This is a genomic window from Vibrio caribbeanicus ATCC BAA-2122 (assembly GCF_000165125.1).
Lineage (GTDB): Bacteria > Pseudomonadota > Gammaproteobacteria > Enterobacterales > Vibrionaceae > Vibrio > Vibrio caribbeanicus.
In genome coordinates this window covers 231,394-248,284 of record NZ_AEIU01000069.1, presented here as the reverse complement: position 1 = coordinate 248,284, position 16,891 = coordinate 231,394, and the positions used below count along the sequence as shown (strand labels likewise).

The following is a 16,891-nucleotide window of genomic DNA, read 5'->3' as shown; positions in this document are numbered from 1 at the left end:
AATGTAAACCACAAATTGGGGCAAAAATTATCTTGAAAGGCCAACAGCCCCTAAAAGACAGGCATACTGGCACTGTGACTTAATATGTTTTGTGTGTAACAATGGGTACACCAAACTCAAGCTCATCATTAGTACTCATGAATTTCCAAGCTGCTATCTTTGATATGGACGGGTTACTGCTCGACACAGAGCGACTGTGCATGCGTGTATTTAAACAGTCTTGCCACAACGTACAACTTCCCTTTTACGAAGACATTTATTTATCTATCATTGGCCGAAACTCCAAAGGAATAGAAGAAATACTTCGCTCTGCTTATGGAAATGAGCTCGATAAATTACATGCTGATTGGCGAGTGAATTATGATGCCATAGTAAAAAATCAGCCTATACCGATTAAAAAAGGTGTCATACCTCTACTCGAGTGGCTACAAGCGAACAAGGTTCGAACTGCTGTTGCCACTTCAACCCAAAAGGATGTTGCATTGGTAAAGTTGAAACTGGCTGGGCTGGATTGCTACTTCGACAATATCACTTGTGGTTGTGAAGTCACACAAGGGAAGCCTAATCCCGAAATTTACTTACTCGCTGCACAAAGACTTGGTCTAAAACCACAATGCTGCCTTGCATTTGAGGACTCAAATAACGGAGTGAAAAGTGCCGTAGCCGCAAATATGGTGACATATCAAATCCCAGATTTGGTTACCCCCTCCGAAGAAATTATCTCTCTTGGCGTCAAAATTAGAGACAGTTTAGGAGACGTGTTGGATGAGCTAAAAAAATACGGCTAAGTAAACTCAAATTTGGCTTTTTAGAGATCCCTTGGGAATATGAAATAACATATTAATTTAATCTTTTTTGGCCTCGGCTCTATCATTATGCACTCATGACCGATAAGTTGTCTTACAGGGACAACCAACGGAGTACGTTATGAGCTCAAAATATACACCCCCTAGCGTTTGGCAACCAGAAACAGAAAATGGTGGTCAATGGTCTAGCATCAATAGACCAGAAAGTGGTACACGCCATCAAACACAATTACCCAAGGGCCCCCATCCATTTCAGCTCTATTCCATGGCGACACCAAATGGACAAAAAGTAACTATTATGCTTGAAGAGCTATTGGCACTGGGTGTTAAAGAAGCAGAGTACGATGCTCATCTGATAAAAATCGGTGAGGGAGATCAGTTTGGATCTGATTTCGTTGCAATCAATCCAAACTCAAAAATCCCAGCTCTGGTTGATCAATCCACATCACAAGCTATCAATATCTTTGAGTCTGGCCATATACTCATTTACCTTGCAGATAAATTTAACCAGTTGATACCCGATGACCCTATGTTGCGAGTGCAAGTAATGAACTGGTTATTTTGGCTTCAAGGCTCGGCACCTTACCTTGGTGGAGGCTTTGGGCATTTTTATTCCTACGCCCCAGAAAAACACGAATACCCAATCAATCGTTTCACGATGGAGACAAAACGCCAATTGGATCTTTTGGACAAACAACTGGCCATCCACCCGTACATTGCGGGCTCGTCATACAGTATTGCTGATATTGCGATTTGGGCATGGTATGGCAATTTGGCTCTAGGCAGACTCTATGATGCGGCTCAATTCCTCGATATTTCAAGCTATACTCATCTTCTCAAATGGGCGAAAAAGATTGATCAGAGAGAAGCCGTTCAAAGGGGGCGCATTGTTAATCGCTTCTGGGGCGAAGAGTGGGAACAGGTCCCAGAGCGCCATAGTGCGATAGATATAGACAAGGTAATAGGTTTGAAACGCTAGTCAGTACCTACAAAAATCTGCAGACACTCCGACGAAAGCGTTGGAGTGTCTTCAATCGAGATAGCGCGACAAAACAAGAGCATACGATAGTCACTTCTTTTCTTATTTGATAGTAAAGTTATATTAGTACCTAGCGCTGGAGTTGGCTTAAGATAAGTTTCCTAGAATACTCGCCTATCAAATTGAAAAATTACTTGTGAAATACACAACAAAAGGTTGATTCACACCTCTTGATTGATAATAATTATCATTACAATTTCGAGAGGTCTGTATGGATAACCAAAAGCAAGTTTATAATGCATTTTATAAATCTCAGGATCGTTTCCTCGAGAAAGAATGTCAATGTGGCTTCGAGCCCGACATCATCTCTGAATACCTTCATTGGGGAATGATTATAGCCTCGCGCTATGAGCAGGGCTCAAAGCATGAGAATCCGCTGATGTGCGAAATGTTTCTTCGTCAAATCTACTTTCATCTTCTCGAGGCAATTCGAGATCCTAATAGAACTCATGTCTTTCGCCAGATTTGCCTTGATTCAATTCATACGCCCCTATTGAGTCTAAAACGCTACTATTCCCACTGGGAAAATGGCGACCTTAATTTTCTGAAATTGCAACAACTTTTGCAGCGCCTACAAACGCCGCTCGACGAATAATAAAAGGATTACAACCATGTCCCTACCAGACAATGATAAAGAGTTTCGCATCGAAAAAGACAGTATGGGAGACGTAAAAGTTCCATTCAACGCACTGTATCAAGCGCAGACTCAACGAGCTGTGGATAATTTTAAGTTTAGCCAGCACAATATGCCTGTTGGTTTTATCAAAGCTCTGGCTCATATCAAGCAAACCGCTGCACTAACCAATGCACAACTCGGTTTGCTTGAAGGTGATATTGCTAATGCCATCAATGATGCCGCCCAAAGTATTATCGATGGCCAACATATCGAACAATTTCCTGTGGATGTCTTTCAAACCGGCTCTGGCACCAGCTCAAACATGAATGCGAATGAGGTCATTGCCACACTAGCCTCTCAATTACTGGGTGGCGATATCAATCCAAATGACCATGTAAACATGGGGCAAAGTAGTAACGATGTTGTTCCAACAGCGATTCAAATCAGCTGTGTAATGGCAGTAGAAAAGCAGCTTATTCCAGCATTAAACCATCTTATCAACACACTTGAGAAAAAACGTTCAGAAATCGGAGCGATTGTTAAAACGGGCAGAACTCACCTAATGGATGCGATGCCAGTTACGTTCGACCAAGAACTCGGTGGTTGGCAGTTCCAAATCGAACAAGCCAAAAAAGGCATTGAGCATGCTCTTGATTCGGTCAGAGCATTAGCCCAAGGCGGAACAGCCGTAGGTACAGGAATCAATGCTGATCCTCGTTTTGCAGCAAAGTTTGCAGACAACCTTACCCAATCCACTCGTATACAATTTAGCTCAAGTGACAATTTCTTCTACAACTTAAGTAGCCAAGATGCAATCGTTGCTCTCTCAGGACAGCTTAAAGCAGCGGCCGTGGTAACAATGAAAGTCGCCAATGATTTGCGCTGGATGAACTCAGGTCCACTGGCTGGATTGGGCGAAATTGAATTGCAGGGCTTACAACCTGGCTCATCAATTATGCCTGGTAAAGTCAATCCGGTTATTCCTGAAGCCGCTGCGATGGCTGCTGCTCAAGTGATCGGTAATGATGCGACCATTACTGTTGCCGGGCAATCTGGAAACTTCCAATTAAATGTTATGCTACCCGTCATCGCGCACAATGTACTTGAAAGTGTTGAACTACTGACGAATAGTGCTATTGCTCTCGCTGATAAAGCTATTGAAACATTTAAAGTACGTGAGGATAACCTCAATGTTGCTCTAGCGAAAAATCCTATTTTAGTGACAGCATTGAACCCTGTAATAGGGTACTTGAAAGCAGCCGAGATCGCGAAGCTTGCCTATAAACAGGGAGAAGCAATTATTGATGTTGCTGAGCGTGAAACAGATTTGGATAGAGATACCTTAGAAAGACTGCTTAATCCGGCTGCGCTCACTAAAGGTGGAGTTGCAGAATAAGATATTCATTATATGCTCACCCAATAGGATACAAAGCACTTGGTTTACCCCAAGTGCTTTTTTATCGGCTCGTCATTTGCAAAGCCTGTAGATACTCATTTTCTAGCATTTAATTATTCGCTGAAAAAGCCACATATACTCAAGTAACCTCAAGATGCTAGGTTCAGCGAGAATGGCTTGGTATGAGTCGACTATTCCGCTGCGCTATATTGTCGAATTCAACACTGTAGCATCGCTCTGAAGCCTGCATTTTGAAGTCACTTGGGTATAGGACTCAGATAAATAGAATTTTTTTTGGGGGGGAGAGCCTGCACACATCCATGTGCATTTACTGGTTTTTACATCCAAACCAAGCAAACAAAAAGAAAAGGAACGGCTAATGCCGATGCCATTTTTGTTAATGCAAACAACTCTCTCATAAGTACCTCGCGTTTCGGAGATACAGATTCAGTGGAGAATATTGTTGCTGATGTGGGAGTATTCATAAGCCCTCTTTCACTTTAGTGGTTAAGGTGTAATCATATTATCTATCAATATTGGCATATTCAATCCAAAACACTGCAAAAATACCATTTACACAAGATATATAACCACGAATTTACATCGCTGACATTTTTTTAACTTTCAGTTTTTTCTTTATCGCGAGGAAAACCGCACGCAATATGTAAATAAGTATGATATCATTCGCTGCTAATTTGACGAACCTCACAATTCTAACGAAAAGGAGTGGGGGCAATGCACTCGCCAATTGGTAAATATTGGCGCTGATATAGCGAAATTCTTAATGTCTAACTCGATGCAGTCAACTGCGAGTACACAATCTCAAGTACTCGAGACTGTGCAAAAAAAAACTTCACCATCTCCTCATCATTTAACTTCAGAATCAATGAAAAACCCTGTTCTCTGGATCAGCGGTAGCTTTTTAGTCGCATTTGTTGCAATGGCAATATCTGACGGGAATCTACTCTCTAGCTGGGTTAACAATGGTTTTTCTTTTTCAGCAGGGTATTTTGGCGCTTTTTGGCAGATTCTACTGCTTGCAAACTTTATCATCGGACTCGGGCTTGCTATTGGTAAAACTGGTTTGGTACGACTTGGAAAAATGAGCCAGCCGGAAATTGACACCTTTAAATGGCTATCGATAATTCTCTGTACTCTCTTAGCTGGAGGGGGCGTTTTCTGGGCAGCAGCAGAACCGATAGCACATTACGTAAGTCCACCTCCACTCTATGGTAGCGCCAAACCCCATGACGCAGCGATCAATGCTTTATCCCAATCTTTTATGCACTGGGGTTTCCTAGCTTGGGCTATATTAGGAGGGTTATCTTCTATCGTTCTGATGCATCTACACTATGACAAGGGACTACCACTAAAACCTAGAACACTGCTTTATCCTGTTTTAGGCAATAAGGCAATCCATGGTTGGATAGGACACTCTATTGATGCTGCAAGTGTTATAGCCGTTGCCGCTGGGACAATTGGCCCGATCGGTTTTCTGGGTTTACAAGTCAGCTATGCTCTAAACTCTCTCTTTGATATCCCTGATAATTTTACAACTCAAGCATTAGTGATTGGTTTAGCGATCTTAGCGTACACCTTATCCGCATTAAGTGGTGTCAATAAGGGTATCCAGATTATTAGCCGCTACAATATTATTCTCTCCCTCGCTTTGGTCATTTATGTACTCATATTCGGCCCAACCAGTTTTATATTCGAGGGCTACTCTAGCGGTGTTGCGACCATGCTCGAAAACTTTATCCCTATGGCACTATTTCGAGGTGATAGCGACTGGTTAAGCTGGTGGACTGTATTTTTCTGGGGATGGTTTATTGGATATGGCCCAATGATGGCTATTTTCATTGCTCGTATTTCCAGAGGCAGAACCATTCGCCAACTTATTCTCTCAGTGAGTATTGCGGCTCCCCTTATTACCTGCTTTTGGTTTAGTATTGTGGGCGGAAGCGGACTTGCATTCGAACTTAGTCAGCCCGGACTCATCTCTGAAGCATTTGAGGGTTTTAACCTCCCCGCTGTTTTATTGGCAATAACTCAAGAATTACCCTATCCAATTTTATTATCGGTTCTTTTCTTGATCCTCACCACAACATTTATCATTACAACAGGTGATTCAATGACTTACACAATCAGTGTTGTGATCACGGGAAGCTGCGAGCCTAGTGCATCCATCAGAATATTTTGGGGATTAATGATGGGATTAGTCGCGCTTGCTCTTATATCAATGGGGTCGGGAGGCATTTCAGCACTGCAATCGTTTATTGTCATCACAGCCGTGCCCGTTTCCTTTATCTTACTACCCTGTTTATGGAAAGCGCCCATGTTGGCAAATAAAATGGCTCGTGAGCAAGGCTTAAAATAATCTACTTTTGTGGCCCAAGTGAATTAAATGAGACGGTCGCTTGGGCACACATTACATCATTTAGAACCTAAAAATGGCGATATTTACAATAGGGTTACAAATCGTGGTGAAAAGTCGCTAACCTATTAGTATATTCTCATTTCTTATCTTGCTAATGCAAAAAGCCTACGCCACATTTATCCTGCTTGTTATTGCTTCGACTGAACTAGGTGCCTCACCAGTAGAGCCTTTATGGCAAAAAATTCTGGGCGAGCTTGAGCTGGAGGCCCAGCTAAAAATCCCGCAATACGAGTTAGTAAAATACCCCCATGAACTGTTAGCAAGTTACGCACAGTTACCTAACCTCTCACATTTTACATGGCTTGAGATTTATCAAATCTATCAAGTTCATGAGACGTGCCAAAAACCTAAAGGCTTCTCACCAAAAATAGGGGCGGCTATTGAATTTGAACTCTCCCAATGTCGGGGCAGCAGCCTACCTGTTCAATGGTTTTCTGATCATCACTATCTCCACCCTGCGGGCGGTAGTTATGCCGATCGCTATTTTGAACAAGGTAAAAGCTATCAGGGCTTAGTGCATTTATTGACAGGAGATAATCCTCAACATCCCTTGTTCAATAGTCTTCGAGCTATTTCTCCAACTGGGCGCAATGCATTGTTGGCAGGATATAAAGTTTGGTTTGAAGAAAACAGTCTGTGGTTTAATACCGAGCAGGGTTGGAAGCAACTCAACAAGGCGAAGTGGCAACCGATAGCTAAAGAATACCAAATAATAGTAGGTTCAAAGCAATGTGAATTTCGATATGGTAATTTATGTATGGCTCGTTCTGGGTCACATCATCATTCGATTCTCTATCTTTCCGCTGCTGTTCTATTTTTACTGCTTTTTCTACTTATAAGAACATGGCAACAAAAACTCCAACACAACCGGAGCAAACGCTTTGTTTTTCAACTGCTCACACATGAACTTAGAACGCCTGTCACAAGCTTGGGGCTTTCAATTGATCTTCTTCGCCAAGAATTTGATAACCTCAACGATAATACTCAAATTGCGCTCTGGCGTTTAATCGAAGACTACCAACGACTACTTCAACTTACTGAAGCAAGTAAAGAGTACTTGTGTATGGATAAAGCACAACTTCTAACACAACAGCAAGGGTCAATCAAAGATTGGCTTGACCACATCTGCTCTCAGCACAATGTTCAATATGAGATAAAGGATGACCGAGTTTTGGAACTACCATTTTATTGGCTGACCATTTGTCTTAACAACCTGCTAATGAATGCCAAACAACATGGTAAGCATCCCATCCATGTGTTGGTAAGCAATGAAAAGTCGCTCACTATCGTCGTCTCTGACCAAGGCTTTTTTCCTTCCTTTTTTCGACGCTGTTGGCAACAAAGGAATAGTACAGAGGATAATCTCGGAATTGGCCTTAGTCTGGTAAGCCATTTAACTGGCATTATGGGTGGTAAAGTTTCGATTCAAAGAAAGCCGACTCGGATTAAATTGGAAATACCACTATGAAGCAGATTTTATTGGTGGAAGACGACCCACTAATTGGAGAAGGACTGGTTACTTTTTTCCAGCAGAATCAATTTAACTGTCAGTGGGTAAGGGATGCAAAATTAGCTACCAAAAAATGGGTGACTGCAGACCTTGTTGTACTTGACCGTCAGTTGCAAGATGGCGATAGCCTGTTACACCTTCCAGAATGGCTACTAATCAAAGCTATTCCTGTCATTATCTTGACAGCAAAAGTGGATGTAGATGAGCGTATCAAAGGTCTGAGCAATGGTGCCAGAGACTATATGACTAAGCCTTTTTCTCAGCATGAGCTGCTTGCTCGTATCAAAACCCACTTGCGACCCGTAGGCTCAAGTCAGATTACTTATAAAAATTTATCCATTGATGTATCCAAGAGACTCGTCCATGTGAATGAACAAGCTATTATACTAAAACCTAAGGAGTTTCAGTTACTTTTGCTGCTCGTTCAACACCGTGGACGAGTGTTCCACAGAGAAGAGCTATTAAACAAGATATGGGGTTATGCTACTTTCCCAACCACTCGCACTGTTGACAATCATATACTAAGGTTACGCCAAGCGATTCATTGTTTAGATATTGAAACACATCGCGGTGTCGGTTATCGGTTGGTTTAAATGATGATGAATTTACGATACCCAGTTCTCATTCTGCTGCTGTGTGGTTTTACTCAGCCAAGTTATGCTAAAGAAGCAGCCTTGTCTTGGTTTCGAACCACGCCACTGCAACTCACACTCAATGCGCTAGTCAGAAACCAACCAAAACTCGCATGGCAAGAATTGATTACAGCACTTGATAAACATCCACTACCCCATCAGTATTGGCAGCCCATAAAAGAACAAATTCTCAGTCAGACTGATTGCGGAAAACAACTTACTAGTACTAAAAAACCCGCAGCGATAACACTATCTATCATCAGTAGGGCTACGTTTTCTGCACTCGACCATCAAATTAAACTTTCTGCTGAGCAAATTACTCAAACAGCGTCATTTGAGCTGAGAGAACCATCGGAAAGTATCATTTTGTCAGGTCATCTGAATCCGAATCTCAGCTATCAAGAATGGGAAACCAGTGATTTGTTAGCAAAGCCTGAACCTGGCATTTACACTCTAACCATAGGGCAAAATAGCTATGATATTCTCATTTCGAGTTACTCAACCTATCAATGGCTAGAACGCTCAACAAGCGAAAGTTCACTGCTCAACTCAAAGCCACCCCAGCTTACTAATCAATGCCCGCCAATGACGGTATTTCAACAATGGTTTGATGCTGAATACCGTCAAGTAGGAACACAACATGCCTTAGCGTCTCAAATAAACCAAATACACATTCCTCCTGAAGCAGTCCCTGAACAAGCTAAATTCCAACGAGTTTCTGCCCGTATATTCGAGTACCAATCTGATATAAAAATCGAGTATTTACATAGGGTTGCGGTACCATATATATAACAAGTTGAGGTATATAGGTAGCAATGAATCACTTGGAGCAAAATATAGTTTCTAAAAACTATGTTCAACAATGACTTACTTTTAACTTTTCTAGCATTTCTTCTATTAATAACTGTACTTGATAAGCATCATAGAAAGAGGCAAGGTTTGCACTGCCACTTTCTAACCAAAGAGCGACTTCATCAAGTTGTCGATTCACTGGCGGTAGATCTTTTTCTAAAACAGGTTTCCAATCGGCGCCATGAGTTACATACACTTCTGACCAATTAACGTATCGATAAGAGGCAGATGTTCCGTATATGGTCATTTCGTTCAATTCAGGTGCACACCTTCCTGTACCTGCAACAATCGACACTTTAATCCCAGACTCAGTCAACAGCACGCCAAATAGCTCTGTTTCCGATAGCCCACTTTCTCCAAAGACTATATCTAGAGATTGAATGGACAGTTTCCCCCAAATACTCTGCATCATGAACACAAAATGAGAGAACATTTCCCTTATAAAGCCTCCCTCTTGCGGACGAGAAAGCCATTCAGTTGCGCCTCCTTGCCACTTTCTCGGCCATTCATTAAAGCTATGTCGAATTTCTATGGCCTGAATCTGGCCGCCATTATTTTGAATTAGTTCATTCCTAAGCCAACTAACAAGTGGAGAGTTCATCAAGGTGAAATTCACCGCATTGGGAATATTGAAATCATTTACTAACGAAACAAGGCGTTCACTGGAACCTAAATCAACACCCAAAGGCTTTTCACATAAGATACTTATCCCTAACTCGCTTGCCAATTCAGCATAGTAAGCGTGCGTAGACGGAGGCGTAGCAATATACACACAATCAATATCACAATCTTGCAATAAAGACTCTGCTGTTTTGGTGATGGTCAAATGAGGCAACATTTTCGAGGCCTCCTCACACGCTTCTTTCGAAATATCCCACCCACAGATCACATTAAACTGTGGATGATCAACCATGCTCTCCAGCATGATCTTCCCCATACTTCCTAAACCTATAATTGCTATCTTAAACATTATTATCCTTAATATGACTTTTGATTTTTAAGCCTTCTGACAATCTAATCAGCGTAGGGGCTAGCAAGATGCCACATGGAATGAAACACTGCCCCACAAAAAACTAATATATTTCAGACAGATAATAGCCAAGTTAGTATGGCAGGACAACAACAAAACATACAATAGGGGGGCAATTTGATTTTCGTGTTCTAGCCAAATTCCGCCGAGTTTCTGCCCGTATATTCGAGTACCAATCCGATATAAAAATAGAGTATTCACATCGTGTTTCAGCACCATCTCGATAAACAAATGAGACATATAGGTGACAATTAATCATTCGAAGAAAGATTTAATCGCCGTACCAATACACTTAAGGAACTTCGAATGATAGCCAAACGCCTAATTTTTTTCTCACAAATAGCCCTAATAGGTCTGATCGCTTTTTCAGTTGAAGCCAAGCAATCTCTATTCACCTTGGAGTCTCAGAAAGTAAAGGTAACTATCGAGCCATCAACGCTGTCCATTCAATGGAATAACACATCATTAAATAAACCCACTCTCACAGTGAACGGAGTCAAACAAAGAGCGTCTCAGATCAACTCAACTCGCAATACGCTAACTTGGACACTATTACCTAGTGGCCTTGGTGTTACCGCCACACTAACGGATAAACTGTTACTGTCTTTCTCAGCTCAAAATATTCAGGGCATCGCCAGAGAGGAACCTCTATCCCTCACTTGGTACCGCTTAAACTCAAATAAGGCACAAGAGCTCTACCTCCCTTTCAGCGAGGGGATGCGTATTCCGATCGATAACTTGAACTGGGTAAACTACTTGGAGAAAAATTACTCGGGTACCAATACCACTCAAGATCTGAAAATGCCCTTTTGGACCGCGAAACAAAACAGGCGTTATTTTTCGTGGCATCTAATCAATCCCACCAATAACCTTTTGCACTTTTCAAGCGACGTAAATAAACTTCAGATGACCGCCTCTCACCAGTTTACAGTGCTAAACCAACAGCAACCATTTGTCGTCTCTATCCAACAAAATAGCGATTGGTTGGGTGGAGCAAAGGCATACAGACAATGGCGTATCGATAATGGCTACTCAATAACGTTGTTAGAAAAGGCTAAGCACAACCCTGATGTAAAAAAGATGATAGGAGCAAGTCAGGTTTATCTGTTTGGCAATGCGGGTATCAGTATCCACGATGTGAAAGATTGGCAAGGGCTCAATGTTTGGGCGTTAAAACAGTCGATATTCACTATCAAAAAAGATTTAAAGCAGGCCTTGCTATCGGCTAATAGAAAAAAATCCTACCTCTCCAAATATCATCAACACTCATTAATCAACACTATCAATCAATACTTATCTTCAACATTTAAAGTACCCAACCCAACCATCACCGATAATTCAATTGAAAAGCAATTCCAAGCAACTCAGAAGAAAAAACAATGGATATCCGAACACTTAGGTCTATACCTTATTGAACCCACCAAGTGGGGGCAGGCATTATCACAAGATGTGCTAGATAGCCTTTATCAATCAGGTCTAAAGCGACTGTGGCTGGGGTTTGATAACTGGTTACCTGCTTTTTTCCAGCCACAAGTTATCGAAGATGCCAAGCGTTTAGGCTACCTCATTGCGACTTATGATTCGTATAATACATCGATCCCTCCTTCCCATAATGATGGCTGGCTGACCGCCCAATTACCATTAATGATGATGGAATCATGCACAATAGAAAATGCCGACAAACAAAAACAAACAGGATTTCGCGGAAACGGCTTTTACCTAAACCCAAACTGCCAACTTGAATATGTGCTTGAGCGGGTGAAAGATATCCTTCGCTTTGGTCACTTTAATAGTCTTTTTCTCGATGTAGATGGCACCGCAATGGCGAGAGAAGATTATCACTCAAACCAGAACGAACAAATGCTGCTTAATGGCTTTAATAATAGAATGGAAAATATCATTGAAAGTACTGGCATTATTCTTGGCTCTGAAGATGGAAACGCGCTGACTACAAAGGGGATTGTTTTTGCCCATGGTCTTGAGAGTATAGGATTTGGTTGGCAAGACTACGACATGACCAAAAATAAACGTTCACCCTTTTACTTGGGAGCTTGGTACCCTGACTACGGGCCTGCATTTTTCTTTAAACCAGCTCGCGTCAAAGAGCCCTATAAAACCTTACTGTTTGCGCCACAGTTTCGCATCCCTCTTTATCAGACCGTCTTCCATGACGAAGTCATCAACAGCCATCATTGGCACTCTGATAGCCTCAAGTTCAGTGACGTAAAGACCAACAGAGATCTCACTATGATGCTATTTAATACCCCTGCCATGGTGCACTTGAACCGAGAAAATGGACAGACTCCTTCTAGCCGCAGAATCAAAGAACTCATGCATTACCAGTCGGCCTTCAAACCAATCCATCAACAACTCTGGGACAAACAATTGACCGACTTCGTCTGGTTAGACGAGTCTGGACAAGTACAGCGCACCTCGTTTAGTGATGGAAGCCAGATTACTGCCAACTTTTCAAATACAGCTTTCAAACTGGAAAGTTCAGTGATAAAAGCACACTCTATCTACGCTGAAATCAAAGGAATCAGTCCCTTTACATGGGAACCAATGTAAGAGTGTTCTGTTCAAAAGCGACTATTCATCCCGCGATGATGGGACATATAGTCATCCATACGCCCACCTTTCCAGGTCGGCGCATGGATAAGTTTCATAATATCAATGGCTGAGTAGTCGCTTCCTAAGAAAAATTTATGCTTTATTTCATCACGCAAGTCAGTAAACAAAGCCTCACTGATCATTGGTTTGTTAGCAAGTGATGGCTCAGTCTCACAGCAAAAGAGTGCCAAGTTGTACTTGAAATAGCGCTTGGATAAATCTAGGGAGAGAGCTGTTTGATAGACTTGACCAGCGGAGTAATAGTCTCTAGAACCATACCCCTTTATCAGAGCAGGGCTCATTTTGGATATAATTCGAAGTAGCGCTCGACGTTTGAAAAACTCTCTTATCATTAACATAACTCATCTTAATTTCCCTGATTGCGTAACATTAGCATTATATTACGTGAATACAGAGACGATTATATCGAATTCAGTTTACCCTATTTTCGAATTGTTGCCTTGCCTGTAAAGCAAGCCATTCTCGCTGAACCTAGCATCTTGAGGTTACTTAGTTATATACATAAATGAAATGTATCTTTCCAAATTTAATCATTAAATACTCGTAAAGAAAGTGTTAATGTCCTTAATATTGGTTGAGCTGATACATAGACCCGATACATAAAAAAATCTCTATGGCAGCTGAAATATGGATATCCAACCAATATCTCCAGAAACAAACTAACAGAATGTTGTCTTTAGCCCGCATAATTGCCCTTTATGCGGGCATTTTTCATTTTAACGCATGCAAATGTAAAATTATCCAACTGGCTAATTCTTTGGCATGACATAAAATGATTATTTAAAGCGGACCTCGGGGCCCGCCTGAGGTTCAATGACGGCTTGGCGAGAGCTTTTTACCCTGCTTGATAAGCGTGAGCTTGAATCGATTCACCAAAGCTTTTAAGTCATCCAAAATCAAGTACAAGCACGGCACTAAAACTAACGTCAGTAGTGTCGCAAACAGCACGGAGAAGCCCAAAGAGACTGCCATTGGAATTACGAATCTTGCTTGTAAACTTGTCTCGAATATAATGGGTAGCACACCAACAAACGTAGTGATTGAAGTTAATGTGATTGCTCGAAAACGTGCACATCCTGCCTCAACTACGGCATCTTTAATTGCAACACCTCTTGCTCGAACCTGATTCACATAATCCGTCATCACAAGTGAATCGTTGACGACAACACCAGCAGCTGCGATAAGACCAAAAGTCGACATCATACTCAAATCATAACCTAATAATAAATGTCCCCAAATTGCGCCTGTTAGAGAAAATGGAATAATGGACATAATAATTAACGGCTGTGAATAACTCTTCAAAGGAATGGCAAGCAAAATATAGACAACCATCATTCCAGCGAGGAAAAATATCATCTGCTCATTTTGCTGTGCTTGTTGTTCTTCAATCGTCCCACCCAACTCACTCTTAACGCCAGGATAAGTAGCAATAATCTGCGGTATGATCTCATCGGATACTTTACTGATCACTTGCGCGGGTTCGACCATACTGTCATCAATCGCACCGTACACGTAAACACTGCGGTATCCACCTTCGCGACGTATACTCGTCACACCAGGCTGTTGGTTAATCTCAACCACATCCCCCAACATTACCTTTCTCCCTTCCGGGGTCGTAATGATCGCATAACGAAGCGACGAAAAGGCTTCACGGGTTAATTTGGGGTACCGCACCATGACTTTAGTCTCTTCACCATCTCGAAGAATACGTTGTGCCTCACCACCATAAAAACTGCTGCCCACCTGCTGAGCAATCATAGAAAGATCTAGACCGAGATCGTAAGCAACAGGAGTAAGAGAGAGTAAAACTTCACGGCTGCCTGAATCTATTGAAGAAAAAACATCCGTTAGCCCTTTCTCTTGTTTAAGTGCCTGAACCAGTTCACGCCCTGCCGCATTCAGCTTGGTAATATCTTCACCAAATAATAGAAAACCAAAATCATCTCCTTTACCATCGTCATTGAGATTATCAACAATAGTGAGAGACTTGAGCCCTGGAATGACCGAAAGATGTTCTCTCCATCGTCGAGCTAATTCAAAAGTATCAATAGGCCGCAGTTCTTCATCAACCAATGGCAGAAGAATCTCACCTTCTTTTCTTCCTTTGGTGAAAGCCAAGCTATCACGCACCATTTCTTGGCCTGTTTCTTCTTTTATCTTCTGTTCAACTTTTAGAACTGTCTCTTCGATTGATTTCAATGCATTAATGGTTTGTTGACTGGACACATTATCGTTCATGGTCACCTTAATACTCGGGAAATCATGGGGTATCTTTGGAATAGGAACCATGCGGATGTAGTTTCCGACTACAACAGCAATGCTTACCCCCAATACACCGATAAAAGTAGCTAGAACGCTCCATCGCCAATATACGCAAGTACGAAGTGCCCTCTTATATCTCCCATTAACAAAGTTGTAGAAACTTCGGTTAAACCTATCTCTCCAACTTCCTTCTTTTATGGGCTTAAATGACGAATGAGCAAGATGGGAAGGTAAAATAAGCTTAGACTCAACCAGACTAAAGAATAGGCAAAGCATGACGACCACAGAAATACCAAAAAAGGTTGCACTTTCACTGCCCTTCGACATCAAAAAAGGAGCAAAAACAGCCATGGTAGTGAGAACTCCAAATGTCGCAGGCGTGGCAACGCGGTGTGCTCCGCGCACAACGTTTTCAACCCCACCACCATGTTTATCAATCTCATTACAAGCACTTTCACCAATAACTATGGCATCATCGACCACAATCCCCAGCACCATAATAAAGCCAAATAACGTAGCGATATTTATGGTGACACCAAAGATCGGCATTAACATCACTGTACCCAAGAAGCAAACCGGCAAGCCAACCATCACCCACATTGCGAGCTTGAAACGTAAAAATATCCCAAGCATCAAAGCGACTAATACAATGGCTTGTAAGATGTTTTTATGCACCATATCAAGTCGACCATTGAGATAGTAGGTCATATCAACAACGCTTTCGATTTGAACATCAGAGGGCAACTCTTGGTTTTTCTTATCGATATAGGCTTTCACCGATTCAGCTACATCGGACATATCCTGATCTTTGGTTGCCTTAACGGCAACCCAGATAGCATTTTTCCCCGAGAACTTAAAGTAACGATCTTCCTCAGTAAAACCATCCCGAATCTTCGCGATATCTTGAAGTAAAACTTTACCGCCGTTCCTTCCGACTTTGACAGGTATATCTCTGAATTCTTCGCCAGTGTAAAATTGATTTTCGATCCGTACCGAAATCATACCCGCTTCAGTTCTCACTTCACCCGCAGAATAATTGGCCGAATAGCGAGAAATTGCTTGGCGAACATCCTCAAGAGTAAGTCCATATTTCTGTAAATCTCTCGGCTCTACTTCTATCGATATTTCGTAATCGGGAGCATACATCTCTACCAAGGAGACATTGTCGAGACGAAGTAACTCGTCGACAACTTCTTTCGCCTCAGGTTTCAAATCGAGAAGCTTCCTATCACCAAATACAGCCATTTCGATAACGCTTTGACGAAATGGTACTTGATAGACTTGCAAGGGTTCCATTCCATCAGGAAAGTTGGAGACGCTATCAGTCTTTTGTTTGACCAAATTCAAGACATCTTCGGTATCTTCATTTTCATCTACCTCAATCTCAATGTGACCAAAACCTCTTTCAGAGGTTGAAATCTGTTTTTTTATACCTGAGACATCTTTTAGAGACTCCTCAAGTTTAATCAAAATCCCTTCCTCAATTTCCTGAGGTGAAGCGCCTGGGTACTCAGCGCTAATATTGATGTAATTGATCTCTTTAGTAGGAAACATCTGCCGTTGAAGCAACGAGTAGCTTACAAGACCGATGATAATTAAAAAAAACATCAGCAAGTTTGCTGCAACGGGATTGTTTGCAAAGTAGGCGATTAAACCTTTTTGTTGGGAGCCTTCCATCGA

13 protein-coding genes are annotated in these 16,891 nt (G+C 41.8%); 9 read left to right on the top strand and 4 right to left on the bottom strand.

Going from position 1 to position 16,891, the window contains the following annotated elements; genetic code table 11:
- Positions 1–137 precede the first annotated feature (137 nt).
- The 4 genes from RH40_RS09805 to RH40_RS09790 all read left to right on the top strand — a co-directional run bounded on the left by RH40_RS09805 (position 138) and on the right by RH40_RS09790 (position 3,857).
- Complete coding sequence (locus RH40_RS09805; RefSeq protein ID WP_009601316.1) at positions 138–788, top strand: HAD family hydrolase; 651 nt, start codon at positions 138–140, stop codon at positions 786–788.
- A gap of 139 nt (positions 789–927) precedes the next feature.
- Positions 928–1,785 (top strand): glutathione-dependent disulfide-bond oxidoreductase, encoded by an 858-nt coding sequence (gene yghU, locus RH40_RS09800; protein WP_009601315.1) that lies wholly within the window; start codon positions 928–930, stop codon positions 1,783–1,785.
- 271 nt (positions 1,786–2,056) lie between these two features.
- The gene (locus RH40_RS09795; protein WP_009601314.1) at positions 2,057–2,440 is read left to right on the top strand and encodes a hypothetical protein; all 384 of its coding nucleotides are present in this window, start codon (positions 2,057–2,059) and stop codon (positions 2,438–2,440) included.
- A gap of 16 nt (positions 2,441–2,456) precedes the next feature.
- Positions 2,457–3,857, top strand: coding sequence for a class II fumarate hydratase (locus RH40_RS09790; RefSeq protein ID WP_009601313.1), 1,401 nt, complete (start codon positions 2,457–2,459; stop codon positions 3,855–3,857).
- 338 nt (positions 3,858–4,195) lie between these two features.
- On the opposite strand, the gene RH40_RS20895 is transcribed toward RH40_RS09790, so the two are convergent.
- Positions 4,196–4,342 carry a hypothetical protein gene (locus RH40_RS20895; RefSeq protein WP_167317719.1) on the bottom strand — a complete coding sequence of 49 codons (147 nt, stop codon included), beginning with the start codon at positions 4,340–4,342 and terminating at the stop codon, positions 4,196–4,198.
- Positions 4,343–4,641: 299 nt separating this feature from the next.
- Here RH40_RS20895 and RH40_RS09780 point away from each other — a divergent pair, with 299 nt between their 5' ends.
- From RH40_RS09780 to RH40_RS09765, 4 genes are all read left to right on the top strand, one after another.
- Positions 4,642–6,234: a BCCT family transporter gene (locus RH40_RS09780; protein ID WP_039954538.1), complete on the top strand. Its 1,593-nt coding sequence runs from the start codon at positions 4,642–4,644 to the stop codon at positions 6,232–6,234.
- A 154-nt stretch (positions 6,235–6,388) separates the two neighbouring features.
- On the top strand, positions 6,389–7,762 hold the full coding sequence (locus RH40_RS09775) for an ATP-binding protein (protein ID WP_009601310.1): 1,374 nt from the start codon (positions 6,389–6,391) through the stop codon (positions 7,760–7,762).
- Positions 7,759–8,397, top strand: coding sequence for a response regulator transcription factor (locus RH40_RS09770; RefSeq protein ID WP_009601309.1), 639 nt, complete (start codon positions 7,759–7,761; stop codon positions 8,395–8,397). The genes RH40_RS09775 and RH40_RS09770 overlap by 4 nt, the downstream gene beginning before the upstream one ends.
- Complete coding sequence (locus RH40_RS09765) at positions 8,398–9,228, top strand: DUF2861 family protein (protein ID WP_009601308.1); 831 nt, start codon at positions 8,398–8,400, stop codon at positions 9,226–9,228.
- Positions 9,229–9,292: 64 nt separating this feature from the next.
- Here the strand turns inward: RH40_RS09765 and RH40_RS09760 are convergent, their stop codons facing one another.
- Complete coding sequence (locus tag RH40_RS09760; RefSeq protein ID WP_009601307.1) at positions 9,293–10,258, bottom strand: Gfo/Idh/MocA family protein; 966 nt, start codon at positions 10,256–10,258, stop codon at positions 9,293–9,295.
- Between the two features lie 366 nt (positions 10,259–10,624).
- Here RH40_RS09760 and RH40_RS09755 point away from each other — a divergent pair, with 366 nt between their 5' ends.
- Positions 10,625–12,886: a glycoside hydrolase gene (locus RH40_RS09755; protein WP_009601306.1), complete on the top strand. Its 2,262-nt coding sequence runs from the start codon at positions 10,625–10,627 to the stop codon at positions 12,884–12,886.
- A gap of 11 nt (positions 12,887–12,897) precedes the next feature.
- Here RH40_RS09755 and RH40_RS09750 read toward each other — a convergent pair whose 3' ends face one another.
- Complete coding sequence (locus RH40_RS09750; protein WP_009601305.1) at positions 12,898–13,287, bottom strand: DUF6559 family protein; 390 nt, start codon at positions 13,285–13,287, stop codon at positions 12,898–12,900.
- A 472-nt stretch (positions 13,288–13,759) separates the two neighbouring features.
- Positions 13,760–16,888 (bottom strand): efflux RND transporter permease subunit, encoded by a 3,129-nt coding sequence (locus tag RH40_RS09745; protein WP_009601304.1) that lies wholly within the window; start codon positions 16,886–16,888, stop codon positions 13,760–13,762.
- Positions 16,889–16,891 lie beyond the last annotated feature (3 nt).